This window comes from Microbacterium enclense (assembly GCA_038182865.1).
Classification (GTDB): Bacteria; Actinomycetota; Actinomycetes; order Actinomycetales; family Microbacteriaceae; genus Microbacterium; species Microbacterium enclense_B.
Genome location: CP116226.1, coordinates 3,913,180 through 3,939,702 on the forward strand (window position 1 = coordinate 3,913,180; position 26,523 = coordinate 3,939,702).

A 26,523-nucleotide genomic window follows, 5' to 3' on the forward strand; every position below is an offset into this window, starting at 1 on the left:
ATGTCGCCCGTTTGTGGCGTCCTGTCCCTCCCCCGCGGTGGGGCGCGGCACGTAGCGTCTGAGGCATGATCAGCACCCAGGAGTACCTCGCCGCTCGCCTCGCCGCCGAGACGGACCCGTCGGACGTATACGCGGCGCAGACGGCCGGTGAGCGCTTCATCCTCGTCGACGTGCGCGGCGACGAGGCCTGGTGGCAGGGTCGGGTGACGGGCGCCGTACACATGCCCTACCGCGAGATCCCCGGACGCGCCCCCACCGAGATTCCTCTGGACATGCCGGTCGTCGTCTACTGCTGGAGTCCCGGATGCAACGCGGGCCAGAAAGGTGCGCTCGCGTTCGCTCAGCTGGGTTACCAGGTGCGGGAGATGATCGGAGGCTACGAGTACTGGGTCCGCGAGGGCCAGCCCTTCGAGAACGATGAGGGGCCCTGCGATCGCGTGTTCGACCCCACCGTCATGGTCGTCCGAGCGAGCTGATCGCCTCGCGTCCGTGCCGATGGTCGTGGAGGATCGGTCGTCTCCCGATCGCCAGGACGCAGCCGGGACGACTCATTCTGCGGCGTCGGTAGCCGATCCTTCGACAACGCGGTCTCGGAAGCTCGCGAATGCTCCGAAACTGACGCCCAACGCATGGGCGAACTCCTCCGGCGTCTGTACCCAGGCGACATCGTCCGGGTCAGGGACGTCGTCCCGTTCGTGCGTGCCGTCAGGGACGATGTAGAGCGGGTCTCCCTGCGGGTTGATCACCAGCATCTTCCCGGCGACGCACAGGTGGAAGATGAACGAGACCTCGTCGGGGCTCAAGGTCGCGTGGTCGATACCGCCGGACACAGGTTCCTCTTGGCTTACGTCGTCCAGATGCAGGTCCGTCCAGTAGCCGTCGAACGCCAACGGCGCACCGTCGGACACACGTAGGAGCTCGCCCGATCCTCCCGAAGAGACCAGACCCTCGGATGCCAGGAACGCCGCCAGACCGGCGCGATCCGCATCGAGGATCTCCGAGCCCCCCAGCCTCATGAACATGATGCTGAAACCCATAGGAGAGAACTCTATCCGCGCCGCTCACCAGCGGACAGTGCCCTCGAAGCACGTCACGCGATCGACGAAGCCCCTCATGTCCCGCAGGCTTCGTCCGAGCAGGCGAACACGACGACAGGCCGCGTCAGGCCGTCTCGACGTCCTCGGCGAACCAGCGGGCCGCGGAGCCCGAGAACACGGGCTCGCCCACGATGGGCTCGTCGTCGTCGACCACGTCACAGACCACAACCGTCACGTTATCCCGCGTGCCGGCCTCGAGAGCGAGGGCGACCGCCGACGCCGCGGCTGAGCGCGGGTCAGGGGCCTCGGCGACGAGGCGTGCCACATCCGCCTCGGGGACATAGTCGGTCAGTCCGTCACTGCACAAGACCCATCGGTCGCCTAGCATCGGTGGGCGCTCGGCGACCGAAACGACATCGCCTTCGGCTCCACCGAGCGAAGCGGTGATGATGTTGCGTCGCGGGTGGGCGGCCGCCGCTTCGGGAGGAATGATGCCGTGATCGACCAGCGCCTGCACGTACGAATCGTCTCGCGTCTCGCGCGTGAACTCGCCCTGCCTCAGCAGGTACGCCCGCGAATCCCCCGTGTGTGCGAGGAGCAGCTGTCCACCCGTGCCGAGGAACAGCCCGGTGAACGTAGTCGCCATCCCTCGTAGGGCGGGATCCCGTTCGACGTGAGCGCGGATGTCCCAGTTCGCTTCGCGGATACGGACGAGGAGACCGTCCGCGTCGATGGCGCTTCCCCTCGTCGCCACCAGGCGATGGATGAGAGCGGCCGAGGCGAGGTCTCCCGACGGTCCGCCGCCAACGCCATCAGCCACCGCCGCACCCCAGGACGCCACGAACGCGGCGTCCTGGTTGGTGGGACGGTGGGCGCCGGCGTCGGAGACGGCGGCCGTATTCAGCCGAAGGGGCACAGGATCAGCGCGCGAAGTACCCGCGGTAGTACTCGTACACCCAGCCGACGATGGCGACGACGAACACGAGGAAACCAATCGGGACCATCCAGCTGCCGACGGCGAGGCCGATCACCGCGATCGCCGCCGAGGCCGCCAGGACGATCGGCCACCACGACCACGGGCTGAACTCGCCCATCTCGGGGTCGCCGTCATCGATGTCCGCCGTCAGCGAGTCCTCGGGGAGCTCGCCGCCCTGCGCCTTGAGGACGCGGCCGACGTAGAAAGCAATCATCGACGACATGAGGCCGAGGAAGACCAGGGCCACCGTTCCGACCCATTCGACGCCCCCGTGCTGGATGAGGCTCCAGGCGGTGTAGACGACGGCGATGAAGAATCCGAAGCCCGCGAGGAGCCACCAGAGTCCGACGTTGGTGCGCATGTCTTACTTGACCTCTCCAGCGGCCGCGTCGACGACGGGCGTATCGGGGGCGTCCTTGGCCGGGCCCACACCGACCGGGATACCGGCTTCGGGGTGGTTCAGGTCGAACGCGGGGCGCTCGCTACGGATGCGCGGGATCGAGGTGAAGTTGTGACGCGGCGGCGGGCACGAGGTGGCCCACTCGAGCGACGCTCCATAACCCCACGGATCGTCGACCGTGACCCGCGGCGCCTTGCGCGCGGTGATCCACACGTTGAGCAGGAAGGGGATCATCGACGCGCCGAGGATCATCGAGCCGACGGTCGACAGCTGGTTCTCCCAGGTCCATCCGTCCGCAGCGGCGTAGTCCGCGTATCGGCGGACCATGCCGTCGACGCCCAGCCAGTGCTGGATGAGGAAGGTCATGTGGAAGCCGATGAACAGCATCCAGAAGTGCACCATGCCGAGACGCTCGTTGAGCATCTTGCCCGTCCACTTCGGCCACCAGAAGTAGAAGCCCGCGAACATCGCGAACACGACCGTGCCGAAGACCACGTAGTGGAAGTGGGCCACCACGAAGTACGAGTCGGACAGGTGGAAGTCGAGCGGGGGCGACGCGAGGATGACGCCGGTCAGACCACCGAAGACGAACGACACGAGGAAGCCGAGGGCGAAGACCATCGGCGTTTCGAACGTCACCGATCCTCGCCAGAGGGTTCCGATCCAGTTGAAGATCTTCACACCGGTCGGCACCGCGATGAGCATCGTCATCAGCGCGAAGAACGGCAGCAGGACGCCACCCGTGACGTACATGTGGTGCGCCCACACCGCGACGGACAGGGCGGCGATGGCGATGGTCGCGTAGACGAGCGTCTTGTATCCGAAGATCGGCTTGCGACTGAAGACCGGGAAGATCTCGGAGACGATGCCGAAGAACGGCAGCGCGATGATGTACACCTCGGGGTGACCGAAGAACCAGAACAGGTGCTGCCAGAGCAGGACACCGCCGTTCTCGGGGCTGTAGATGTGGGCACCGAGCACGCGGTCAGCCGCAGCAGCGAAGATCGCCGCAGCGAGAACCGGGAAGGCGAGCAGGATCAGGATGCTCGTGATCAGCGTGTTCCACGAGAAGATCGGCATGCGCCACATGGTCATGCCAGGGGCGCGCATCGTGAGGATCGTCGTGATGAAGTTGACGGCACCGAGGATCGTGCCGAATCCGCTGATCCCCAGACCCAGCATCCAGAGGTTTCCACCGACACCCGGGGAGAAGCTCGCATTCGCGAGCGGCTGGTAGGCGAACCACCCGAAGCCCGCCGCACCCTGCGGAGTCAGGAAGCCGGACACCGCGATCGTCGAGCCGAACAGGAACAACCAGAACGCGAAGGCGTTCAGACGCGGGAAGGCCACATCGGGAGCGCCGATCTGCAGCGGCAGCAGCGCGTTGGCGAAACCGGCGAAAAGCGGCGTCGCGAACATGAGCAGCATGATCGTGCCGTGCATGGTGAAGAGCTGGTTGTACTGCTCTTTCGTGGGGATGATCTGCATCCCGGGCTCGAAGAGCTCCGCGCGGATGATGAGCGCCATCACGCCACCGAGCATGAAGAAGACCACCGAGGCGATCAGGTACATGTAACCGATGGTCTTGTGGTCGGTGGAGGTGATCCACTTGACGACCAGGTTGCCCTTCTGCTCGACACGCGAGGTGCTCAGCAGTGCGGCTTGACGCGGAGGGAGAGTCGTCGGGCGCGAGGCACCCTTCTCCTGGAGCGGAAGCGTCGTGGCCATGATCACTTGTTCCCTTCGGCGCCGGCCGTCGTGAGGTTCTGCAGGCGCGACAGATCACTGATGTCGCCGACGTCACCGGCGGAGCGGAGCGAGTCGAGGTAGTCCTCGTACTCGGCCTGGCTCACGACCTTGACGTTGAAGAGCATGGCCGAGTGGTACTCGCCACAGAGCTCGGCGCACTTGCCCTCGTACGTCCCCTCGCGGGTCGGTGTGAAGGACCACTCGTTGTCGCGACCGATGTACATGTCCTTCTTGTACAGGAAGTCGATGATCCAGAACGAGTGGATGACGTCGCGCGAACGGAGGTCGATCTTGACCTTCTTGTCGACGGGCAGGTAGAGAGTCGGCACGTCATCGAGGTCGTAGCCGTCGGACGTGGCCTTGGCCTGGACACCCATCGAGTACAGGGCGTCGGAGTTGTCTTCCTTCTCGCCGTTGTACTGGAAATCCCACGCCCACTGCTTGCCGTACGCGGTGATCGACACGTCAGGGTCGTCGTACTGCGTCTCGAGCGTGTTCTGATCGCGTGCCGTGAAGGCGAAGAAACCGACGACCAGGATCAGCGGGACGATCGTGTAGAAGATCTCGATCGGCATGTTGTAGCGCAGCTGCACCGGCAGACCCGACTGCCCCTTGCGACGGCGGTATGCGATGACCGCCCAGAGCATGAGCCCCCACGTGATGACACCGACGGCGAGCAGAACGATCCAGGAGTTGACCCAGAGACCGGCGACCATGTCGGTGTGGTTGGTGGCGGGGGTGCCGTCGTCGACGAAGCCGGGCAGGAAGCCGTGGAGCTGTGTCGTGGTGCAGCCGGACAGGAGCGCGACGGAGGCGATCCCGACGGGGACGGCAGCCCAACGGAGGCGACGTTTGGAGGGCACAATGCACCTTTCCGGGTCGTGGATGTTGCTCTCGACAGTCTAGAGCAAGCTCTTACGGTTCTCTGGCCAATCGTCCAGCACCGAGACATCGAGAACCCCCGGATTCCGCGGTGTGATCCGCGGTTTCCAGGGGTTCTCAGAAATGCTGCCGGTGTCGGCGGTGGGCGCTCAGTGGAAGCTGTCGCCGCACGCGCAGGAGCCCTGCGCGTTCGGGTTGTCGATCGTGAAGCCCTGCTCCGAGATCGTGTCCTTGAAGTCGATGCTGGCACCGTCGAGGTACGGCACGCTCATGTCGTCGACGATGACCTCGACGCCCTCGAAATCGACGACCTTGTCGCCGTCGAGGTAGCGCTCATCGAAGTAGAGCTGGTAGATCAGGCCGGAGCAGCCGCCGGGCTGGACGGCGACGCGCAGACGCAGATCGTCGCGTCCCTCCTGCGACAGCAGGCTCTTGACCTTGTCGGAGGCGGCGGTGGTCAGACCCACGCCGTGCTCGCGGGTGTCGGCGGCGGACGACAGTGTGGTGTCGGTCATGGCGATGCCCTTCGGTTGTTCGGTCGCGGGGACGTGACGATTCTACGCCCGTCCCGCCCCGACGGACCGATCAGACGGTGCGCGCGTTCAAGCGAGCGAGCAGAAGCGCTTCGGACACGACCGCGTTGCGGAACGTCTCCAGGTGCAGGGACTCGTTCGGGCTATGCGCCCGGGCGTGCGGGTCCTCCACGCCGGTGACGAGGATCTGCGCGCCGGGGAACTCCCGCACGAGGTCGGCGATGAACGGGATGGATCCGCCCACGCCCACGTCCACCGACTCCACGCCGTACCCCTCCGCGAACGATGCACGCGCGTCTTCGACGGCCCAGCCGCTCGTGTCCACGAGAAACGCATCCCCGCAGTCGACGTCGGTGAACTCCAGCTGGGCGCCGAAGGGCGCGTGCGCACGCAGATGCGCCTCGATGGCGGCGTAGGCCTCCTCGGCGCGCTGGCCGGGCGCGACGCGGGCGCTGATGACGACGCTCGTCTGCGGTGCGAGGGTGTTGGACGCCGACGCGACAGGTGTGGCATCCCATCCCGTGACGGTGACGGAGGGCTTGTTCCAGATGCGGCTGAGGATCGTGTCGCGACCGATGGGGCTGACGCCCTCGAGCAGCCCCGACTCGGCACGGAGCGTGGCCTCGTCGTAGGCGGGCGTCTCAGCGTCGCGGACGTGCAGGCCCTCGACGGCGACCGCGCCGTCGTCGTCCCACAGGGTGGCGAGGAGCTTCACCGTGGCGAGCATGGCATCCGGAACCGCACCGCCCAGCATGCCCGAGTGCGACGCGTGGGCGAGCGTGCGTACCGTCAGGGTGAATCGCGCGTTACCGCGGAGGGAGACGGTGAGACCGGGCGTGCGATCGTCCCAGTTGCCGGAGTCGGCGACCACGATCACATCGGAGCGCAGCGCGTCGGCGTTGTCGGCAAGGAACTGCGCGAAGGAGCGCGAGCCGTACTCCTCCTCGCCTTCGATGAAGACGGCGATGCCCAGGTCGAGGTCATCTCCCGCGACGTCGGCCAGCGCTCGGATCGCGCCCACGTGGGCCATGATGCCGGCCTTGTCGTCGGCGGCGCCCCGGCCGTACAGACGGCCGTCGCGCACCGTCGGCTCGAACGGCGGCGACTCCCACAGCTCGTCGTCGCCGGGAGGCTGGACGTCGTGGTGGGCGTACAGAAGAACGGTGGGCCGGCCGTTCTTGGCCGATCGGCTCGCGAGGACGGCGGGCTGGCCGAGCTCATCGGTGCCCGGGATCGTCGCACGCTTCACCTCGACCCTGTCGAACACCCCGGTCCCGCGGAAGAGCTCCGCCACGGTGTCGGCGCTCTCCACCAGCGCGGACTGGTCGAACGCCGGCCAGGCGATCGACGGGATGCGCACGAGCGCACCGAGATCGGCGAGGGCGGAAGGGATGCCGGCGGCCGCGGCGTCGCGCACGGCATTCTGCAAGGACAGGTCGGGGGTCATGCGGGTAATCTTAAATCTCCCGATCAGCGAACTCTCGAGGTTTTCCGTGGCCAAGTCCCCCGCCCCCGCTCCCAACGACACTCCCGTCGACCCGACGGCGACAGGTTCGGGCAAGGGCCGTGCGACGCCGTCGCGGGCCGAGCAGGAGGCGGCGCGCAAGCGTCCCCTCGTCCCCGACACCAAAGAAGCGAAGGCCCGCGCGCGCGCCGACCTCGCCGCGCAGCGCGAGAAGGCTCGCGTCGGCATGGCCGCCGGTGAAGAGCGGTACCTCCCCGTGCGCGACAAGGGTCCGCAGCGGCGCTTCGCGCGTGACTTCGTGGACGCCGGTTGGCACCTGGGCGAGGGCGTCATGCCCTTCATGCTCGTGGTCATCCTGCTCACCGTGCTGCCGGTGCAGTTCTTCCAGTACTGGGCGTTCGTGGCCCTGTGGATCTTCATCCTGTTCGTGATCGGCGACATGATCATCACGTCGATCCGCGTCAAGCGTGCCGCGAAAGACAAGTTCGGCGAGAGCAAGCTCGAGAAGGGGCTCGGCTGGTACGCCGCGATGCGTACCGTGCAAATGCGCTTCATGCGCCTGCCCAAGGCGCAGGTCAAGCGCGGCCAGTATCCGGTCTGAGTCCGTCGACCCGTCGCGGCGTGCCTTCGGGCGCGCCGCGTCGTCGTCTCCGGCGACGGTCGTGGCATCCGCCCGCGGCGACATCGACGGATCCGGGATGCGACAGGGTCGGGCGCACTCGATCGTCCGCCCGGCCCGCCGGGTCGGGCGCTGAGGCCCGCGTCCGGGCGTGTCGTCAGCGGCCGCGCGCGAGGCCGCGGTTGATCTGCCGCGCCCAGAGGGGACCGCGGTAGAGGAACCCCGTGTATCCCTGCACCAGGGTCGCGCCGGCCGCGAGGCGCGCGCGCACGTCATCGGCGGTCTCGACTCCCCCGGCGGAGATCACCACGAACTCCTCCGGCACGGCCGCTCGGACCAGCCGCAGCACCTCGGCGGCCCGCGCCTTGAGAGGGGCCCCCGACAGCCCTCCCGCCCCGGCGGCCTCCACCGTCGCGGCGTTCGTCGACAGCCCCGTCCGGGCGATCGTCGTGTTGGTCGCGATGAGACCCGCGAGCCCCGCGTCGACGGCGAGACGGGCGATGTCCTGCACCTCGTCGTCCTCGAGATCGGGAGCGATCTTGACGAGCAGCGGGGTCGAGCCCGCGGCATCCCGGACCTCCGTCAAGAGTGGCCGGAGGGTCTCGACCGCCTGCAGCCCGCGAAGCCCCGGGGTGTTCGGCGACGACACGTTGACGACCAGGTAGTCGGCGAGCGGTGCGAGCAGTCGGGCGCTGCGGACGTAGTCGGTGGTCGCGTCCTCGACGGCGACGACACGGCTTTTGCCGATGTTCACACCGATCACGGGCCGACGACGTGCGCGTCGCAGGCGACGGAGCTTCGCAGCCGCCGCAGCGGCACCGTGGTTGTTGAAGCCCATGCGATTGATGACCGCGCGGTCCACGAGGAGACGGAAGAGGCGGGGCTGCGGGTTGCCGGGCTGCGCAAGAGCGGTGATCGTGCCCACCTCGACGTGCCCGAACCCCAGGGCGCCCAGGCCCCGCACCATCGTCACGTTCTTGTCGAAGCCGGCCGCGACGCCGAAAGGCGAGTCGAAGCGCAGACCGAGCGCATCGACGCGCTGATCGGGGGTGGGCGCGGTGAGACGACGGACCGCGGATGCCACGGGCTCGACGCCCGCGACGCGGATGACGATCGCGCCCAGGTGGTGGGCGAACTCGGGATCGAGTCGCGAGAGGACCGCGCGGAAAAGAAGGGGATACATCCCCGCCAGGCTACTGGACGTCGTCGACTCTGCTGTCCGTGAGCGGACGCCGCTCGGCGTGGTCGGCGCGCAGCTGCGCGATGGCTGCGTCGAAGTCGTCGAGGGATTCGAACGCCTGGTAGACGCTCGCGAACCGGAGGTAGGCGACCTCGTCGAGTTCACGGAGCGGGCCGAGGATCGACAGTCCGATCTCATTCGCGTCGATCTGCGACGACCCCGTCTGGCGGATGGCCTCCTCGACCTGCTGCGCGAGCATCGCCAGGTCGGCATCCGTCACCGGGCGGCCCTGGCACGCCTTCCGCACGCCCGACATGACCTTCTCGCGGCTGAACGGTTCGACGACGCCCGACCGCTTGATGACGTTGAGGCTCGCGGTCTCCACCGTGGAGAACCGGCCGCCGCACTTCGGGCACTGCCGTCGCCGACGGATGCTGAGACCGTCGTCGCTCGTGCGCGAGTCGATGACGCGGGAATCGGGATTGCGGCAGAAGGGGCAGTGCATGATGTCGCCGATCTATCCGGGGAAGCGGGCGGTGACCGCCTCGCCGTGCGCGGGCAGGGCCTCGGCCTCGGCGAGGGTGACGATCGCCTCGTGCACCGAGTGGAGGGCATCGCGGTCGTACTCGACGACCTGCTGAGGGCGCAGGAACGTCGCGGCCGACAGACCGGCCCCGTAGCGCGATTGCCCACCGGTGGGGAGGACGTGATTGCTGCCCGCGAGATAATCTCCCAGGCTCACCGGGGTGTAGGGGCCCACGAACACCGCACCCGCGTTCACGAAGTCTTCCGGGCGCGGGTCGGCGAGGTGGAGCTCGAGGTGCTCCGGCGCGTAGGCATTGCTGAACGCGGTCGCTTGCGCCAGATCGTCGACGAGCACGACCGCCGACTGCGGCCCCTCGAATGCCGCCGAGACGCGCTCGCGGTGACGCGTCGCCGCGACGCGGGCGGGGAGGGCGGCACGCACCGCGTCGGCGAGCGTCGAAGAGTCGGTGACGAGAACGGCGGACGCCTGCTCATCGTGCTCCGCCTGGCTGACGAGGTCCGCCGCCACGAGGTCGGGATCGGCACCGGCGTCCGCGACGATGAGGATCTCGGTCGCTCCGGCCTCGGAGTCGGTCCCCACGCGTCCGGCAACGGCCCGCTTCGCGGAGGCCACGAAGTTGTTGCCCGGGCCCGTCACCACGTCCACCGGATCGAGTCCGAGGCTCGTCACCCCCGACGCGAACGCGCCGATGGCCCCGGCGCCGCCCATCGCGTACACCTCGGTGACGCCGAGCAGACGCGCCGCCGCGAGGATCACCGGGTGAACCCGTCCGCCGAACTCCGCTTGCGGCGGGGAGGCCAGGGCGATCTCACGCACTCCCGCCACCTGCGCCGGAACGGTGTTCATCACGACGCTCGACGGGTAAACGGCCTTGCCGCCTGGCACGTAGAGCCCCACCCGGCGGACCGGCTGCCACCGCTGCGTCACCCGCGCCCCGGGCCCGAGGTCGGTGACCACGGGCGCCGGAACCTGCGCGGCGGACGCCGCGCGGACGCGCGTGATGGCCTCTTCGAGCGCGACTCGGATCTCCGGGTCGAGGTCGGCAAGGGCCTCGTCGAGGTGCGCGGCGGGCACGGCGATCGGGTGATCGCGCACGCCATCGAACTGCGCCGCCTGCTCGCGAAGGGCATCCTCGCCGCGGACGGCGACATCGTCGACGATCCGCGCGGCGATGATGAGCGCCTCATCGCGCGCACTGTCGGCACGCGGGACGACCGCGAGAAGCTCGGCGGACGAGAGCACACGGCCGCGAAGATCGATGGTACGGAGCATGAGTCCAGGCTACCGGCCGCTCGCGGGCCGCCCTCCGCGAACGGGGCGGCTCGTCGACGGTCTTCAGCCGCGGGTGACGCCGGAGACGTCGTGGAGGTAGCCGATGCGCCCGTCGTCATGACGGACGACGAACGTCTCCCCCCGGTCCTCGATGACGAGCGCCCACGCTGTGGGACCGATGCGGAAGATCGGCGTGCCGTAGTCGTCGACCACGTCGCGCTCGACGGGGGCGAGCGCCCAGAACGCTTGCGCCGCGGGATGCGCGTTCGATCCGTGGGCGGTGTCCCGCTCGACCTCGTGAGTGGACGCGATCACATCGGTGGGGTGGTCGTCCCCGGGAACCTCGTGCTCCGTGAGCGACGACCGTCCGACTCGGACCGGTCCGGTGCCGTCGTCGTGCGTCGGGAGAACCGAGGTCGGAGGCGCGGTGTCGGCGAACGCCGGCACCTCGGTCGATCCGGTGTAGCTCCCGGGCAACGCCGTGTCGGGGGTGGCCGACCCGGGCGTCGCCGCGTCGGAAGGCGCGGCCGATCGACGTACCGGTCGGGGTGCGCGGGGACGGGGGACGACGGGACGGATCGGCCGAGCGAGGCGATGGGCCGCAACCTCTTCGCGACCGACGAAGTCGCTCGAGAACGGTCGGATGAAGGGAGCAGCGACCGTGAGGACGACGCCGGCGAGCATGAGCACGGCCTCGACCCAGACGACCCACCCGCGAACCCATCCCCCGGTCTCGGCCGCGATCGCCACGGTCTGCCAGACCCACGCGACCCAGACGAAGGCGGCGACCGAGAAGGAGACGGAGGCGAACTGGTCGATGCCGAGCGAGCCGACGCGCCGGATGCCCTGCGGCGAGAGACGGCGAAGGACGAGGAGTCCGACGGCCACCGTGGGAAGCGCGATCGCGGGAATCCACCACAGCCCCGACAGCCACACGTTGGTGCCGCCGAGCAGCAGACGAGCCCCGCCGGCGACGTTGTTGTCGGGGAAGAACGACACCAGGAACGCGACAGCCCAGAGGCCTACCAGCGCGACTTCCCGCACGGAGAACGGCCCGACCGCGTACGACACGTCGTGCGCACGCGGAGATGAGGTGGGGTGCGAGCCGGTGGGTGTCAGCCCCGTCGTTCGACCGTTGACATGGTTGCGCGCCGTGACCTGCTCGCGAGCGTCGTGGTGGTCGACGGTGTCGTCGTGGTCGACGGTGTCGGCGCGGCCGACGTCACCGCGGTGAGCGCCGTCGCGGTGGGCGTCGTCCCTGTCGTCGGCGTCGGCGTCGGCGTGGCTGTCGCGGCCGGGCCGCGCGAGGTCGTCGTTCCCGGGGTCGAGCGTGGCATCGTCACGTCCGGCCTCCAGACCGTCGCGCTCCTGACGGCGAATGCCGTCGCCGGCATCGAACCCGCTCGAACGAGCGGAGCGAGGCGAGGAGTCGAAGCCGTCGATCTCGGGAGTCTTCTCGTCGCGCGAGTCGGACGCCGTGGACCCCGAGGAGTCTTCTGTGCGGTCGGTCACGATGGTCCTTTCCGAGGGCACCAGGGTGCCCTGTCCAGCTTTGTCGAGCGTGCCGTGTGGGCCTCGGGGATGTCCCGGGCTTGACAGCACGGCGGAGATGCGGGGAGCTCAGCCCAGGCAGTTGGGGCCCAGCAGTCCCTTCAACTCACCGAAGAGGTCGGCGGTCACGCGCACGGGCAGAGGCACCTCGAAGACCTTGGCGGTCCCACCTTTGTGGAGCTTGAGAAGCACCTCCGTATCGCCCGCGTGCCGTTGCAGCGTCTGGGCGAGCTCTCCGATGAGAGCTTCGTTCGCACGCTGCTCCGGGACGACGAGGGTCAGTCCCCCGGATTCGTCCATCCCCTCGAGATCGGGGGCGAAGGCGGACTGAGCGTGCAGATTGAGGCCGTCGTCTCGACGCGACACGCGCCCACGCACGACCATGATGGCGTCGCCCTGGAGGATCGGCGCGAACTCGGCGTACGTCTTGCCCATGAACATCACGGTGACCTCGCCGTTGAAGTCCTCGACGGTCACCATGCCGTACGGATTTCCGCTCTGTTTGGCCACGCGGTGCTGCACGCTCGTCAGCAGCCCTGCGACCGTGACGAGGTCGCCGTCCTGCACGTCCTCCGACGACAGCAGATCGTGGATCGACGTCGAGGCGTGCTTGGCGAGTGGCACCTCGAGACCCGCGAGGGGGTGATCGGAGACGTAGAGGCCCAGCATCTCTCGTTCGAACGCGAGCTTGTCCTTCTTCGTCCACTCGGGACGTTCCGGCACCTTGGTCACCTGCTGCGGCTCGTCCCACAGCGAGTCGAAGTCGAACCCGACCTCGCCGTTCGCCTCGCGCCGCTTGTCGATCACCGCACCTTCGCAGGCGTCCTCATGGATCTCCAGCAGCGCACGGCGCGTCGAGCCCAGGGAATCGAAGGCGCCGGCCTTGATGAGGGACTCGACCGTGCGCTTGTTGGCGACGTGCATCGGCACCTTCGCCAGGAAGTCGTGGAACGAGGCGTACTTCGTGTCCTGGCGTGCGGCCACGATGCCGTCGACGACGTTCGCACCGACGTTGCGCACCGCACCGAGGCCGAAGCGGATGTCTTCACCGACGGCCGCGAAGAAGCGGATCGACTCGTTGACATCCGGAGGCAGCACCCTGATACCCATGCGACGGCACTCGTTGAGGTACACCGCCATCTTGTCTTTCGAGTCGCCGACACTCGTGAGGAGGGCGGCCATGTACTCGGCGGGATAGTGCGCCTTGAGATACGCCGTCCAATAGGACACGAGCCCGTAAGCGGCGGTGTGCGCCTTGTTGAAGGCGTAGTCGGCGAACGACTCGAGCACCTTCCACAGGGTCTGCTGCGCGACGTCGCCATAGCCGCGCTCGGTCATACCACCGAAGAAGATCTCTTTCTGCTTGTCGAGCTCGCTCTTCTTCTTCTTTCCCATGGCGCGACGCAGGAGGTCGGCCTGACCGAGGGTGTAGCCCGCGACGCGCTGCGCCACCGCCATCACCTGCTCCTGATAGACGATGAGGCCGTAGGTGGTGTCGAGGATGTCGGCGAGCGGCTCTTCGAGCTCGGGGTGGATCGGCTCGATCTCCTGCTGCTTGTTCTTGCGCAGCGCGTAGTTGATGTGCGAGTTCACGCCCATCGGGCCGGGGCGGTACAGAGCGAGCACCGCGGAGATGTCTTCGAAGTTGTCGGGGCGCATCAACCGCAGCAGGGACCGCATGGGGCCGCCGTCGAGCTGGAACACACCCAGCGTGTCGCCTCGCGCGAGGAGCTCATAGGATGCCGCGTCGTCGAGTTCGAGGTCTTCGAGAACCAGGGGGTGACCGCGGTTCGCTTCGATGTTGTCGAGCGCATCGTTGATGATCGTGAGGTTGCGCAACCCCAGGAAGTCCATCTTGATCAGACCGAGCGACTCGCACGCGGGGTAGTCGAACTGCGTGACGATCTGCCCGTCTTGCTCGCGACGCATGATCGGGATGATGTCGATCAGCGGTTCGCTGGACATGATGACGCCGGCCGCGTGCACGCCCCACTGACGCTTCAGGTTCTCGAGCCCGAGCGCGGTGTCGAACACCGTCTTGGCCTCGGGATCGGTCTCGATGAGCGTGCGGAACTCGCTCGCCTCTTTGTAGCGCGGATGCTCCGGGTTGAACATGCCGTCGAGCGGCATGTCTTTCCCCATCACCGCGGGAGGCATGGCCTTGGTGAGCTTGTCGCCCATGCTGAACGGGAAGCCGAGGACGCGCCCCGCGTCTTTCAGCGCCTGCTTCGCCTTGATCGTGCCGTACGTGACGATCTGCGCGACGCGCTCGTCGCCGTACTTCTCGGTGACGTACTGGATGACCTCACCACGGCGACGGTCGTCGAAGTCGACGTCGAAGTCGGGCATGGAGACACGGTCGGGGTTGAGGAAGCGTTCGAAGATCAGACCGTGCTGCAGCGGGTCGAGGTCGGTGATCTTCATGGCGTACGCGACCATGGAGCCTGCTCCCGAACCACGGCCGGGCCCGACTCGGATGCCGTTGTTCTTGGCCCAGTTGATGAAGTCGGCGACGACGAGGAAGTAGCCGGGGAACCCCATCTGCAAGATGACGTCGGTCTCGTACTCGGCTTGCTTGCGCACCGCGTCGGGGATACCGCCGGGGTAGCGGTCGTGGAGGCCGTTCTCGACCTCTTTGATCATCCAGCTGCCCTCGGTCTCCCCTTCGGGGACCGGGAAGCGCGGCATGTAGTTGGCCGAGGTGTCGAACTCGACGTCGCAGCGCTCGGCGATGAGCAGAGTGTTGTCGCACGCCTCGAGGTTGTCGCGGAACACCTGGCGCATCTCAGCAGGCGACTTGACGTAGTAGCCGTCGCCGTCGAACTTGAAACGCTTGGGATCGTCGAGCGTGGATCCCGACTGCACGCACAGCAGGGCGGCGTGGCTGGTCGCGTCGTGCTGGTGGGTGTAGTGCAGGTCGTTCGTGCCGACCAGGGGGATGTTGAGATCCTTCGAGATCTTCAACAGATCGCTCATGACGCGACGCTCGATCGACAGACCGTGGTCCATGATCTCGGCGAAGTAGTTCTCCTTGCCGAAGATGTCCTGGAACTCGGCCGCGGCCGCGCGCGCCGCCTCATACTGCCCCAGGCGAAGGCGCGTCTGCACCTCGCCGGACGGGCAGCCGGTGGTGGCGATGAGCCCCTTGCTGTACGTCTGCAGCAGTTCGCGGTCCATGCGCGGCTTGAAGTAGTAGCCCTCCATGCTCGCGCGGGACGACAGGCGGAAGAGGTTGTGCATCCCCGTGGTCGTCTCCGACAGCAGAGTCATGTGCGTGTAGGCGCCCGAGCCCGAGACGTCGTCGCTCTGCTGCTCGGGCGAGCCCCAGCGCACGCGCGTCTTGTCGGAACGGTGCGTGCCGGGGGTGACGTACGCCTCGATGCCGATGATCGGCTTGATGCCCGCGTCTTTCGCGGTCTTGTAGAACTCGAACGCCGCGAACGTGTTGCCGTGGTCGGTCACGGCGATCGCCGGCATCCCCTGTTTGACGGCCTCTTGGACCATCGGACCGATGCGCGCGGCACCGTCGAGCATCGAATACTCGCTGTGCACGTGAAGGTGAACGAAGGAGTCTGCTGCCACGTATCGAGTGTACGTTCGGCCTCCGACATGGCGTCCGCACCTTCAGGGGTGATCCCCAGTTCGACCGCGCGCGTCGTCGCGCCGCCCTCTCGAGAACCACTCGGCTACGGTGAACGCGTGCCCACTCCTGACTTCGTCCTCGAGCTCCGCCGCCACGTCGGGACGCGCCCGCTGCCGCTCGTCGGCGTGACCGCTGTCATCGTTCGCGGTGATGAGGTTCTCCTCGGCCGGCGCAGCGACAACGGCCGCCTCACGCCCATCACCGGCATCGTCGACCCCGGAGAAGAACCCGCGGATGCCGCGGTGCGCGAGGCCGCGGAGGAAGCGGGGGTCCTCATCCGCGCGGAACGTCTCGCCTGGGTCCACCAGATCCCGCGTGTGACGTACTCCAACGGCGACCGGAGCGACTACCTCGATCTGGTCTTCGCGTGCCGTTGGCTGTCGGGAGAACCTGTGCCCGTCGACGGAGAGATGACCGAGGTCGGGTGGCATCCGATCGCCCGGCTCGACGAGATCCTCGACGCCGCGATGAGCGCACGCGTGCGCGCGGGGCTCGCTCCCGGACCCGCCCGTTTCGAGCAGGCCCCGTCGCCGTCCTGACGATCGTCAGATCCCGTCGCGGAGGATCTCCAGAGCCGTGGCGAGGTCGGCGGGATACGGCGATTCGAACTCGACCCACTCCCCCGTCGCCGGGTGCGTGAACGCGAGGCGATGCGCGTGGAGCCATTGGCGAGTGAGGCCGAGCCGCGCGGAGAGCGTGGGGTCGGCGCCGTAGAGAGGGTCTCCGGCGCACGGGTGTCGGTGAGCAGCCATATGCACGCGGATCTGGTGCGTGCGGCCGGTCTCGAGATGGATCTCGAGGAGCGAGGCCCGCGGAAACGCCTCGAGGGTCTCGTAGTGCGTCACCGAGTCCTTCCCGTCCGGGGTGACGGCGAACTTCCACGAGTGGTGGGGATGCCGACCGATCGGTGCGTCGATGGTCCCCGCCAGAGGGTCGGGGTGCCCCTGCACCACCGCATGGTAGATCTTGTCGACCTCCCGCTCCTTGAAGGCGCTCTTGAGCAGCGTGTACGCGCGCTCGGTCTTGGCCACCACCATCAATCCGCTGGTTCCCGCGTCGAGACGGTGCACGATTCCGCGGCGCTCGGCCGGGCCGCTCGTCGCGATCCGGAAACCCGCGGCCGCCAGCGCACCCAGCACGGTGGGCCCGTCCCACCCGAGGGACGGGTGTGCCGCGACACCGGCGGGTTTGTCCACCACGACGATCTCGTCGTCATCCCAGACGATGCCGAGATCGGCCACGGCGACGGGCACGATCTCGGGTTCGCGTTTGGGCTCCCACTCGACAGTGAGCCACCCCCCGGCGCGCAGACGATCGGAGCGACCGAGCTCTCGCCCGTCGACGGTGACTCCCCCGGCGTCCGCCACGTCGGCGGCGAACGTCCGCGAGAAGCCGAGCATCTTGGCAAGGCCCTGATCGACGCGTGTTCCGTCGAGCCCGTCGGGGACGGGGAGGCTCCGCGACTCCATGTCAGCGGGTACCGGGGTCGCTGGAGGCGTCGACGCTGTCGTCGGGCGTCGCGGCCTCGGCCGCGCGCGAGGCACGGGTATCTCGTGTTCCGTCCAGACGAAGTCCGAAAAGCACCAGGAGGGCGACCGAGATCATCATCGACACGATGAACACGTCGGCGACGTTGTAGATCGCCGGCATCATCCACGGGGTGGAGATGAAGTCGACGACGTGGCCGACAGGGAAACCCGGCTCACGGAGGAGGCGATCGGTCAGATTGCCGAGGACGCCGCCGAGCAGCAGACCGAGCACCACCGCCCAGAGACGCGACCGCACGCGGGTGGCAGCCAGGAAGACGATGACGCCGGCGACGACCGCGAGGGCGATCGTGAAGATCCAGGTCACACCTTCGCCGAGCGAGAAGGCGGCGCCGGGGTTCCGGACGAGGTAGAGCTGCAACGCCTCACCGATGACGGGGACGACCCGCTCGGGAGGAAGGTTGTCGATGGCGATGATCTTCGCCAACTGGTCGGCGGCCAGGACCACCACCGCGAGGATCGCGATGAGGGTACTGGCCGCCGCCGTACGCAGAGGAGGTCGACTGCGCAAAGAGTCGGCCTACAGGCCGATCGCCGACACGGGCGTCGAGCCCGACGACGATGCGGTGGTGTCGAGGTCGCGGAGCTGACCCTCGATGTAGGAGCGCAGCTGCGAGCGGTAGTCGCGCTCGAAGTTGCGCAGCTCGGTGATGCGGCCCTCGAGCGTCACGCGCTCCTTCTCGAGACGGGCGCGCTCTTCGCGGCCCTTCTGCTCGGCTTCGGCGACGATCGACGCCGCCTGGGCCTGCGCCTCGCCGATGAGCTGATCCCGCTGGGCCTTGCCCTCGGCGACGTGCTCGTCGTGCAGGCGCTGAGCCAGCTCGATGATGCCGGCGCTCTGCGCGGCGGGAGCCGTGTCGGGCTCGGCCGACGGCGCCTCGGGAGCGGCCGCGGGCACCTCGGCGACGACGGGCTCCTCTTCCTTCGGAGCCTCCGCCACGGGAGCCGCAGCGGCAACCGGGGCGGCCTCGCCGGACTCGTAGGCCGCGAGCTTCGCCTTCAGCTCTTCGTTCTCGGCGATCGTCTTGCGCCACTCGACGACGATCTCGTCGAGGAAGTCATCGACCTCATCGGGGTCGAAACCCTCCTTGAAGCGCACGTGCTGGAACTGCTTGGTGACGACGTCATCGGGGGTCAGTGCCATGGTGTTTCCTCTTTCGAGAGCTCTGAGTTGGAACTGTTGGGGTGTCGCACCGGGGCGTACCGCTTCGGAACAGCATAGCCGCCGCCCTTCGTCGGTGTCGAAGGGCGGCGGCAAGAGAGGTCACAGAGTCGCGAGGGACCGCGTGACACTCAACAGCAAGAAGCACAGGAACATCGTGATCGCGAACCCGAAATCGAACGCGATACCCCCGATGCGCAGGGGCGGGATGAAGCGACGGATCAGTTTGATCGGCGGATCGGTCACGGTGTACACGATCTCGGCGATCACGAGCGTGGCGCCACGAGGACGCCATTCTCGGTTGAACATCGGGATGTACTCGAGCACGAGGCGCGCGAGCAACAGCACGATGTAGATGAACAGGAGCGCGCTGAGGATGGAGCCGACCAGGCTCAGGACGGCCACGATCGCTTACTGGGGCGCGAAGGGCGCGACCTCGGGGTCGGCCTGCGCGATCGCCCCGTCTCCGGAGACGGCGATGTTCTCGGGCGAGAGCAGGAAGACCTTGCTCGTGACCCGTTCGATGCGTCCGTAGAGACCGAGCGACAGGCCGCTCGCGAAGTCGATCAGTCGACGCGCGTCGGCGTCGCTCATCTGCGAAAGATTGATGATGACCGGGATTCCCTCGCGGAAGTTCTCGGCGATCGTCTGCGCGTCACGGTACTGCTTGGGGTGCACCGTGAGGATCTCGCTGACCGGACCCGCGGCAGGCTGACGCACCACGGTGGGTCGGTGCAGCGGGGTCACCGGGGCGGCCTTCTCGACCGGAGCAGTCTGCTGCTGCGGCTGCTTGCGCGCGGCCGGCTGCGGCGCGGGCTCGTCATAGGTCTCCTCCTCATCGGCGAGTCCCAGGTACACCATCGTCTTCTTGAGCGGGTTCGACATCGCATCCTCCGTTCGCTCGTCTGTGTCGAGGCTATCCGCGCTCGGGCCTCGGACCCGTGATTGCGGACCCGATCCGCAGGTGTGTCGCGCCCATTGCGATCGCCTCGGGGAAATCACCGGTCATTCCCGCCGAGATCCAGGTCGCATCGGGGACGACCGTGCGCACATCATCCGCGCTGCGTCGCAGTCGCTCGAACGCGCGTGCCGGGTCCTCATCGAGTGGCGCGACCGCCATCACACCTCGAACACGCAGCGTACGCAGCGCCGCGACGTGGGCGGCGAGGGCCTCGACGTCAGCCGGGGCCACGCCACCGCGACCCGCGTCGTCCGTCAGGTTCACCTGCAGAAGCACGTCGAGTGCGGTGTCGTCGCCCGCGGCATCCAGAGCATCCGCGATGCGCGGGCGATCGACCGAATGGACCGCGTCGGCTGCCGAACGAACGGCGCGCGCCTTGTTGGTCTGCGCCTGGCCGATGAAGTGCCAGCGCAGCCCGTCGAGACCGGTCAGCTCCTCGCGCTTGGCCGTGAGTTCCTGCTGACGGTTCTCCCCCACGTCGCGCACGCCGAGCGCGTGCAGCTCTCTCACGAGCGATGCGGGATGGAACTTCGTCACGACGATGCGCGTGATGCTGGAGACGTCACGGCCGGCCGCGCGGGCGGCATCCGCGATGCGTGCATCGACCTCGGCGAGCCTGTCGGCGAGGGAGGTGTCCATGGGTGCTCCTTCACGACGCAGCGGGCCCGGCGATGGCCGGACCCGCTGCGTGAGGCATACGTGTTACTTGAGGAAGTCGGGCACGTCGAGGTCGTCGTCGGCGAAGCCGCCGTCGTAAGAGTTCTCGGGGACGTGTGCGGCGACCGGAGCAGGCTCGGGCTTGCGCTCGGGTGCCCGCTCGGTCGAGGCCTTCTGCTCCTCGGCCGCGTGCAGGTCGCGGGCCACGTCGTCGGCGGGGATGACCGGGACGACCGGCGCCGACACCGGCCGCTGGGCGCCGACGGCATCGATGCGCAGGGAGGGTTCGCCCCCGTCGAAGCCGGCCGCGATCACGGTCACGCGCACCTCGTCGCCAAGGGTGTCGTCGATGACCGTTCCGAAGATGATGTTCGCCTCGGGGTGCGCAGCTTCTTTGACCAGCTGCGCGGCGTCGTTGATCTCGAAGATGCCGAGGTTCGATCCACCCTGGATCGACAGCAGGACACCGTGGGCACCCTCGATCGAGGCTTCGAGCAGGGGCGATTCGACGGCGAGCTCGGCGGCCTTGATGGCACGATCCGCCCCCCGCGCCGAGCCGATGCCCATGAGGGCCGATCCCGCTCCCTGCATGACCGACTTCACGTCCGCGAAGTCGAGGTTGATGAGGCCGGGGGTGGTGATGAGGTCGGTGATGCCCTGGACACCGGCGAGCAGCACCTGGTCGGCCGTGGCGAAAGCCTCGATCATCGAGATGCCACGGTCGCTGATCTCGAGCAGACGGTCGTTGGGGACGACGATGAGGGTGTCGACCTCTTCCTTCAGGCGTCCGACACCCGCCTCGGCCTGGCTCTGACGACGACGCCCCTCGAACGAGAAGGGCTTGGTGACGACACCGATGGTCAGGGCGCCGATCGACTTCGCGATCTTCGCGACGACCGGCGCGCCACCGGTACCCGTTCCACCGCCCTCGCCCGCGGTGACGAAGACCATGTCGGCGCCGCGCAGCGCCTCCTCGATCTCTTCGGCGTGATCCTCGGCGGCACGGCGGCCCACCTCGGGATCGGCACCGGCGCCCAGGCCACGCGTGAGCTCGCGGCCCACGTCGAGCTTGACGTCGGCGTCGCTCATGAGCAGCGCCTGCGCGTCGGTGTTGATCGCGATGAACTCCACGCCGCGCAGGCCGAGCTCGATCATGCGGTTGACGGCGTTGACGCCGCCCCCGCCCACACCGACGACCTTGATCACGGCGAGGTAGTTCTGGTTGTGGCTCATGCCGGCCTCCGTTTGTCCCCGAACCCGAAACTCTAAACCTCATGTTGAGGGTTAAAGAATTGCCCGGTATGCAATTCCTTGAGTCGAAAGTAGGCGGGGTTCTGCTCGGCGTCGGCCCGACACGCGGCGTGTCCGAGGATCGCTCTCGAGATCAGCGGATGACGCCGGCCTCGGGCGATGTCACGTCATACTCCCGGGTGCCCTCGGGCGGGCTCTTCTGCATGAGCAGGTCGAGCACGCGCGCCTTCTCGGGCGACCGGTCCGCGCTCCCCCACATCACCCGCGTCCCGGTGGCACCGAGGGTCAGAGTGACATCGTCGGGCGTCGTCGCCGAGACGGCGCTGACCTGCGACCGGATGCCGTCCGGCAGCGCCCGCATCACGCGCCCGGCCGCGCGGAACGGTTCGGACGACGTCCCGCCGGGAATGTCGAGGACGGGCTGCCCCGCGGGCGCCTCGGGCGTCGTGGAGAGCACGACACCCGCCGCGTCGACGACGGTGAACCCGGCCGGGGTCTGCACGACGCCGATCGGGGTGCGCTCCACGATGCGCACCACGAGATCGTGCGGGGGGCGCGCCTCCAGCGTGTACGACTCCACGAGCGGGAACCGCACCAGCGCAGCCTTGATCTCGCTGTCGTCGATGAGCGCGAGAGGAGTACCGATCTGGTCATCCAGAGCCCCCGTCACCGCGGCGGCGTCGAGCTGTGAGGTCCCCACGACCTCCACACGCTCGAGAGCGAACAGGGGGCTGTACGCCGCACCGACGGTCGCGAGGACCGTCACGACGACAGCGATGCCCGCACCGATCCAGATCCGGCGGCGTCGACGCTGGCGAACGGTGAAACGCCGCACCTCGGCGCGCAGCGCGCGCCGTCGCGCACGAGAGGCGCGCCACACGTCACGGAGACCGGTACCGGTGTCGTCCGTCGCTGCGGGGGGCGTGGCATCCCGATCTTCGTCCGTCCGCGTCTCCGCGGGGATGAGCGGCAGGACCGGGGCGGTCGCCTCGTCCGGAACCGGAGGGCGCGTGACGGAGGGCGTGGCCGCGCTCGGTGCCGCTCGGGGCTTACGCGGCTCCGGCGGCGACGGCAGAGGTGACGGCCGTTCCATGCTCAGACCGTCGCAGCCTCGGTGCGCGACAGCGCCTCGAGCACCTGCGGGATGATCTGGTACACGTTCCCGCAGCCCAGCGTGATGACGTAGTCGCCCGGGCGGGCGATGCGCGCGGTGTAGTCCGCCGCAGCCTGCCAGTCGGGCACGTAGTGCACGTGTGCCGGGTCGGCGAAGGCGCCGCTGACGAGCTCTCCCGTGACTCCCGGCACCGGGTCTTCGCGCGCGCCGTAGACGTCGAGCATGACCGTGTGGTCGGCGTGGCTCTCGAGCACCTCGGCGAACTCGCGGAACATCTCCTGCGTGCGCGAATAGGTGTGCGGCTGCTGGATCGCGATGATCCGCCCCTCGCCCACGACCGTGCGCGCGGCCGACAGGGCGGCCGCCACCTCGGTCGGGTGGTGCGCGTAGTCGTCGTAGACGCTCACGCCCTGCTGGACGCCGTGCAATTCGAAGCGACGCACGGTTCCGCCGAACCCCTCGACAGCGCGCGCGGCCTCGGCGAGCGAGTGGCCGAGGACTCGCAGGACGGCGACGGCGCCCGCGGCGTTGACCGCGTTGTGGGCACCGGGCACGCGCAGCTGCACATCGACGCTCTCATCGTCCGCGGTGAGCGTGAACGCGACGGGACCGTCGGTCTGGATGCCGCTGAGCCGGACGTCGGCGGCGGCATCCTCGCCGAAGGTCACGACGTTGGCGTGGGTGATGCGCTCCCGCACCGCGCGGGCACCGGCGTCGTCGGATGAGATGACCACGGCCTCACGTGCGGCATCCGCGAATCGGGCGAAGGCCGCGTCGAAGGCGTCGCGCGAACCGTAGTGGTCGAGGTGGTCGGGGTCGACGTTGGTGATGAGGGCCACGGAGGTGTCGTACAGCTCGAACGTGCCGTCGGACTCGTCGGCCTCGATCACGACGAGGTCGTCGGAACCCGTGCCGCTGGAGGCGGCGAGGTCGGCGATGACTCCGCCGTTGACGAACGTGGGATCGACCTCGAGCGCGCGCAGCGCGGTGACGATCATGCCCGTCGACGTGGTCTTGCCGTGGGCGCCGGCGACGGAGACGAGGCGTCGGCCGCCGATCAGCCAGTGCAGCGCCTGCGACCGGTGGATGACGTGGAGACCCCGCGCCTTCGCCATGACGAACTCGGGGTTCTCCGGCCAGATGGCGCCCGTGTGCACGACCGTGTCCGCGTCGCCGAGGTGGGCGGCGTCGTGTCCGACGTGGACGGTGGCCCCGCGGGCGGCGAGGTCGCGCAGCGCCGCGCCGTCGGCTCGATCGGAGCCGGAGACCCGGATGCCGCGGTCGAGGAACATGCGGGCGAGTCCGGACATGCCCGAGCCACCCACGCCGATGAAGTGCGCGGAGGTGATGGTCTCGGGGATCGGGAGGCTCAGGTCGGGTCTGATCATGGCGTCTGCGAGTTTACGTCGCCGATCCTGCGGGAAGGCCCCGGCGCGCCCGCGCGGCATCCGGTGTCCGACCTCTCCGGAGGTCCGCGGCCCGTCGCGCCCGGCACCGTCCTGCGGAAGTCCTGCCCGACACGCCGCGAGGGGCGGCGGCGGAGCAGCCTGTCGCCGATCGACTCCGCGTGACGGCACGGCACGAACCCGGGGCCTTCCGCGCGATGCCCCCTCACGGGAGGTTCGGACCCGCGTGGGCCGAACGGCCTCAGCGGGAGAGGGCCTCGTCGATCATCGCGATGACGTTCTCGGTACCCGCCCGGATGCCGGTACGTGCGGCCGCGGAGCGCATGGCATCCCGCGCTCCTTCGTCGGTCAGCAGCGGCACGATCTCGGAGCGGACGCGCTCGGGCGTGAACTCCGCGTCGTCGATGAGACGCGCCGCCCCCGCGCGCACCGACGCCGCCGCGTTGAGACGCTGCTCGCCGTTGCCGACCGCGTACGGAACGTACACGGCGGGAAGACCCAGGGCGCTGATCTCGCTGACCGTCGCCGCCCCCGAGCGCGACACGATGAAGTCGGCCAGGGCGAAGGCGAGATCCATCCGGTCGACGTACCGCACCACGGCGTAGCCGTCGACATCGGGGTCGGGGAGGTCGGAGTTCTGCCCCGTCACGTGCAACAGCTGCCAGCCCGCGTCGAGAACGTCGCGCCAGGCACCGCCGAACGCCGTGTTCAATCGCTGCGCACCGAGGGAGCCCCCGAAGACGAGGAGCACCGGGCGCGCGGCATCCAGGGCGAAATGACGAGCCGCCTCGTCGCGCAGCGCGGGCGCGTCGAGCTCGACGATCTCGCGACGTAACGGCATGCCCACCACGCGCGAATCACGCAGGGGCGTGCCCTCGAAAGCAACGCCCACCCCGGCCGCCGCTCGCGCGCCGAGCACGTTCGCCAGCCCGGGCTTCGCGTTGGCCTCGTGCACGACGAACGGCACGCGCTCGCGACGGGCCGCCACGTACGCGGGCGCAGCGGCGTAGCCGCCGAACCCGACGACGACGTCGACCCCGCGCTCCCGGATGATCCGGCGCACCTGGGCGACGGCGCGGAGGAAGCGACTGGGGAACCGCGCCGCCGCGCCGTTGGGACGACGCGGGAACGGAACCTTGTCGACGAAGAGGAGTTCGTACCCGCGCAGGGGGACGAGGCGGGCCTCGAGTCCCTCGCGCGTGCCGAGGACGAGGACCTCGTCGGTGGCGTCGCGCGACCGGAGCCCGTCGGCGACGGCGAGCAGAGGATTGACGTGCCCGGCGGTCCCGCCGCCGGCCAGAAGCGTGGTCGTCACTCGTTCGAGCCTAGACGTCAGCGGCGTCGCGCCGCGCGTGCCGGAGCGACCGGCTCGACGAGGCGGCGGTCAGGCAGCGTCCGCGCGCACGACAGCAGCACACCGCACGCGATGAGCACCGACAGCAGCGAGGTACCGCCCTGCGACATGAACGGCAACGGCACGCCCAGCACCGGGAAGATACGCAGCACCACGCCGATGTTCACGAGAGCCTGACCGACGATCCACAGGGTGATGGCTCCCGAGACGATCCGCACGAACGTGTCGTCGGTGCGCCGGATGATGTGGAACGCACCGACCGCGAAGAGCGCGAAGAGCAGCAGGACCACGAGGCATCCGATGAGCCCGAGCTCCTCCCCGATGATCGCGAAGATGTAGTCGTTGGCCGCCGCCGGCAGCCAGTCGTACTTCTCTTTCGAGTTCCCGAGGCCCAAGCCCAACAGCCCACCGCTCGCGAGTCCCCACACGCCGTGGAGGGACTGGTAGCAGGAGGTGTAGTAGCACGAGGCGTCATCGGGGTTGAACAAGCTCGCGATGCGCGCCATGCGGTTCTCGCTGCGGACGGCCGAGGCCAGCACGACCGCCGTCGCCAGCACCGCGGGCACGATGAACATGCGCAGCTTGATGCCCGCGAAGAACAGGGCGCCGAGCACCACGAGCACGAGGATCATCACCGTGCCGAGGTCCTTCCCGCCGAGCACCGTGCCGATGACGAGCACCGATACCGGGACGACGGGGATGAACACGTGCTTCCACGATGTCAGCAGGCGACGCTTGCGATACAGGACCGCGCCCATCCACAGTGCCAGGGCGAGCTTGAGGAACTCGGCGGGCTGGAACTGGAATCCGGCGATCTGCACCCAGTTGCGGTTGCCGTACGACGCGATGCCGAGGCCCGGGACGTACACGAGCAGCTGGAACATCGTGGCGAAGATCAGGACCGGCCACGCGATCTTCTTCCAGAACGCCATCGGCGCCCGGCTGAGGACGAACATGAGCGGGATGCCGACCACGGCGAACACCCCCTGCTTGAGCACGTGCTCGAAGGGGTTCTGCCCGCCGTCGAGGGCGGACGTCGCCGACAGCACCATCACGAGGCCGAAGCCGGTCAGCAGGAGCGCCGCGGAGGTGATCAGGAGGAACTCGGTCGACACCGGTCGGAACGCCCGCCCGAGCGACACGCGCGCGGCGAGGCCGGGCGTCGACGGCTCGTCGGGACTCTGCCGGGGCGGCGGGGCCGTCGTGGTCACTCGCAT

General features: G+C 68.5%; 26 protein-coding genes. 3 read left to right on the forward strand and 23 right to left on the reverse strand.

Annotated features, from left to right (window positions below; genetic code table 11):
* The first annotated feature begins 65 nt into the window (after window positions 1-65).
* Window positions 66-476, forward strand: coding sequence for a rhodanese-like domain-containing protein (locus tag PIR02_18620; GenBank protein ID WZH36736.1), 411 nt, complete (start codon window positions 66-68; stop codon window positions 474-476).
* Between the two features lie 72 nt (window positions 477-548).
* On the opposite strand, the gene PIR02_18625 is transcribed toward PIR02_18620, so the two are convergent.
* The 7 genes from PIR02_18625 to PIR02_18655 form a co-directional block, all read right to left on the reverse strand.
* Window positions 549-1,037, reverse strand: coding sequence for a hypothetical protein (locus tag PIR02_18625; GenBank protein ID WZH36737.1), 489 nt, complete (start codon window positions 1,035-1,037; stop codon window positions 549-551).
* Between the two features lie 124 nt (window positions 1,038-1,161).
* Window positions 1,162-1,953 (reverse strand): protein phosphatase 2C domain-containing protein, encoded by a 792-nt coding sequence (locus tag PIR02_18630; protein WZH36738.1) that lies wholly within the window; start codon window positions 1,951-1,953, stop codon window positions 1,162-1,164.
* A gap of 4 nt (window positions 1,954-1,957) precedes the next feature.
* Window positions 1,958-2,374, reverse strand: coding sequence for a cytochrome c oxidase subunit 4 (locus PIR02_18635; GenBank protein ID WZH36739.1), 417 nt, complete (start codon window positions 2,372-2,374; stop codon window positions 1,958-1,960).
* A gap of 3 nt (window positions 2,375-2,377) precedes the next feature.
* Window positions 2,378-4,141: a cytochrome c oxidase subunit I gene (gene ctaD, locus PIR02_18640; protein ID WZH36740.1), complete on the reverse strand. Its 1,764-nt coding sequence runs from the start codon at window positions 4,139-4,141 to the stop codon at window positions 2,378-2,380.
* Window positions 4,142-4,143: 2 nt separating this feature from the next.
* Entirely contained in the window at window positions 4,144-5,025 is an 882-nt protein-coding gene (coxB, locus tag PIR02_18645; protein WZH36741.1) for a cytochrome c oxidase subunit II, read from the reverse strand.
* A gap of 168 nt (window positions 5,026-5,193) precedes the next feature.
* The gene (gene erpA, locus PIR02_18650; protein ID WZH36742.1) at window positions 5,194-5,559 is read right to left on the reverse strand and encodes an iron-sulfur cluster insertion protein ErpA; all 366 of its coding nucleotides are present in this window, start codon (window positions 5,557-5,559) and stop codon (window positions 5,194-5,196) included.
* 70 nt (window positions 5,560-5,629) lie between these two features.
* Window positions 5,630-7,024, reverse strand: coding sequence for a dipeptidase (locus PIR02_18655; GenBank protein ID WZH36743.1), 1,395 nt, complete (start codon window positions 7,022-7,024; stop codon window positions 5,630-5,632).
* A gap of 46 nt (window positions 7,025-7,070) precedes the next feature.
* On the opposite strand from PIR02_18655, the gene PIR02_18660 reads away from it, so the two are divergent.
* Entirely contained in the window at window positions 7,071-7,643 is a 573-nt protein-coding gene (locus tag PIR02_18660) for a DUF3043 domain-containing protein (GenBank protein WZH36744.1), read from the forward strand.
* Window positions 7,644-7,818: 175 nt separating this feature from the next.
* Here the strand turns inward: PIR02_18660 and PIR02_18665 are convergent, their stop codons facing one another.
* The 5 genes from PIR02_18665 to dnaE all read right to left on the reverse strand — a co-directional run bounded on the left by PIR02_18665 (window position 7,819) and on the right by dnaE (window position 15,793).
* Window positions 7,819-8,844 (reverse strand): quinone-dependent dihydroorotate dehydrogenase, encoded by a 1,026-nt coding sequence (locus PIR02_18665; protein ID WZH36745.1) that lies wholly within the window; start codon window positions 8,842-8,844, stop codon window positions 7,819-7,821.
* A gap of 10 nt (window positions 8,845-8,854) precedes the next feature.
* Window positions 8,855-9,346: a transcriptional regulator NrdR gene (gene nrdR, locus PIR02_18670; GenBank protein WZH36746.1), complete on the reverse strand. Its 492-nt coding sequence runs from the start codon at window positions 9,344-9,346 to the stop codon at window positions 8,855-8,857.
* Window positions 9,347-9,358: 12 nt separating this feature from the next.
* The gene (hisD, locus tag PIR02_18675; protein WZH36747.1) at window positions 9,359-10,660 is read right to left on the reverse strand and encodes a histidinol dehydrogenase; all 1,302 of its coding nucleotides are present in this window, start codon (window positions 10,658-10,660) and stop codon (window positions 9,359-9,361) included.
* A 63-nt stretch (window positions 10,661-10,723) separates the two neighbouring features.
* Window positions 10,724-12,172, reverse strand: coding sequence for a hypothetical protein (locus tag PIR02_18680; GenBank protein ID WZH36748.1), 1,449 nt, complete (start codon window positions 12,170-12,172; stop codon window positions 10,724-10,726).
* Between the two features lie 108 nt (window positions 12,173-12,280).
* Window positions 12,281-15,793 (reverse strand): DNA polymerase III subunit alpha, encoded by a 3,513-nt coding sequence (gene dnaE / locus PIR02_18685; protein WZH36749.1) that lies wholly within the window; start codon window positions 15,791-15,793, stop codon window positions 12,281-12,283.
* A 117-nt stretch (window positions 15,794-15,910) separates the two neighbouring features.
* Between dnaE and PIR02_18690 the strand changes: the two genes are divergently transcribed.
* Window positions 15,911-16,393, forward strand: a complete 483-nt coding sequence (locus PIR02_18690) for an NUDIX domain-containing protein (protein ID WZH36750.1) — start codon at window positions 15,911-15,913, stop codon at window positions 16,391-16,393.
* A gap of 6 nt (window positions 16,394-16,399) precedes the next feature.
* Here the strand turns inward: PIR02_18690 and PIR02_18695 are convergent, their stop codons facing one another.
* The 11 genes from PIR02_18695 to ftsW form a co-directional block, all read right to left on the reverse strand.
* Window positions 16,400-17,323, reverse strand: coding sequence for an RluA family pseudouridine synthase (locus PIR02_18695; protein WZH36751.1), 924 nt, complete (start codon window positions 17,321-17,323; stop codon window positions 16,400-16,402).
* Window position 17,324: 1 nt separating this feature from the next.
* On the reverse strand, window positions 17,325-17,912 hold the full coding sequence (lspA, locus tag PIR02_18700; GenBank protein WZH36752.1) for a signal peptidase II: 588 nt from the start codon (window positions 17,910-17,912) through the stop codon (window positions 17,325-17,327).
* Between the two features lie 9 nt (window positions 17,913-17,921).
* Window positions 17,922-18,545, reverse strand: coding sequence for a DivIVA domain-containing protein (locus tag PIR02_18705; protein ID WZH36753.1), 624 nt, complete (start codon window positions 18,543-18,545; stop codon window positions 17,922-17,924).
* Window positions 18,546-18,665: 120 nt separating this feature from the next.
* Window positions 18,666-18,968 (reverse strand): YggT family protein, encoded by a 303-nt coding sequence (locus PIR02_18710; protein ID WZH36754.1) that lies wholly within the window; start codon window positions 18,966-18,968, stop codon window positions 18,666-18,668.
* A 6-nt stretch (window positions 18,969-18,974) separates the two neighbouring features.
* The gene (locus tag PIR02_18715) at window positions 18,975-19,448 is read right to left on the reverse strand and encodes a cell division protein SepF (GenBank protein WZH36755.1); all 474 of its coding nucleotides are present in this window, start codon (window positions 19,446-19,448) and stop codon (window positions 18,975-18,977) included.
* A 31-nt stretch (window positions 19,449-19,479) separates the two neighbouring features.
* On the reverse strand, window positions 19,480-20,163 hold the full coding sequence (locus PIR02_18720) for a YggS family pyridoxal phosphate-dependent enzyme (protein ID WZH36756.1): 684 nt from the start codon (window positions 20,161-20,163) through the stop codon (window positions 19,480-19,482).
* A gap of 63 nt (window positions 20,164-20,226) precedes the next feature.
* Window positions 20,227-21,414 carry a cell division protein FtsZ gene (ftsZ, locus tag PIR02_18725; protein ID WZH36757.1) on the reverse strand — a complete coding sequence of 396 codons (1,188 nt, stop codon included), beginning with the start codon at window positions 21,412-21,414 and terminating at the stop codon, window positions 20,227-20,229.
* Window positions 21,415-21,565: 151 nt separating this feature from the next.
* Window positions 21,566-22,525, reverse strand: coding sequence for an FtsQ-type POTRA domain-containing protein (locus PIR02_18730; GenBank protein WZH36758.1), 960 nt, complete (start codon window positions 22,523-22,525; stop codon window positions 21,566-21,568).
* A gap of 2 nt (window positions 22,526-22,527) precedes the next feature.
* Entirely contained in the window at window positions 22,528-23,934 is a 1,407-nt protein-coding gene (gene murC / locus PIR02_18735; GenBank protein ID WZH36759.1) for a UDP-N-acetylmuramate--L-alanine ligase, read from the reverse strand.
* 259 nt (window positions 23,935-24,193) lie between these two features.
* The gene (locus PIR02_18740) at window positions 24,194-25,267 is read right to left on the reverse strand and encodes a glycosyltransferase (protein ID WZH36760.1); all 1,074 of its coding nucleotides are present in this window, start codon (window positions 25,265-25,267) and stop codon (window positions 24,194-24,196) included.
* Between the two features lie 17 nt (window positions 25,268-25,284).
* Window positions 25,285-26,523, reverse strand: a complete 1,239-nt coding sequence (ftsW, locus tag PIR02_18745) for a putative lipid II flippase FtsW (protein WZH36761.1) — start codon at window positions 26,521-26,523, stop codon at window positions 25,285-25,287.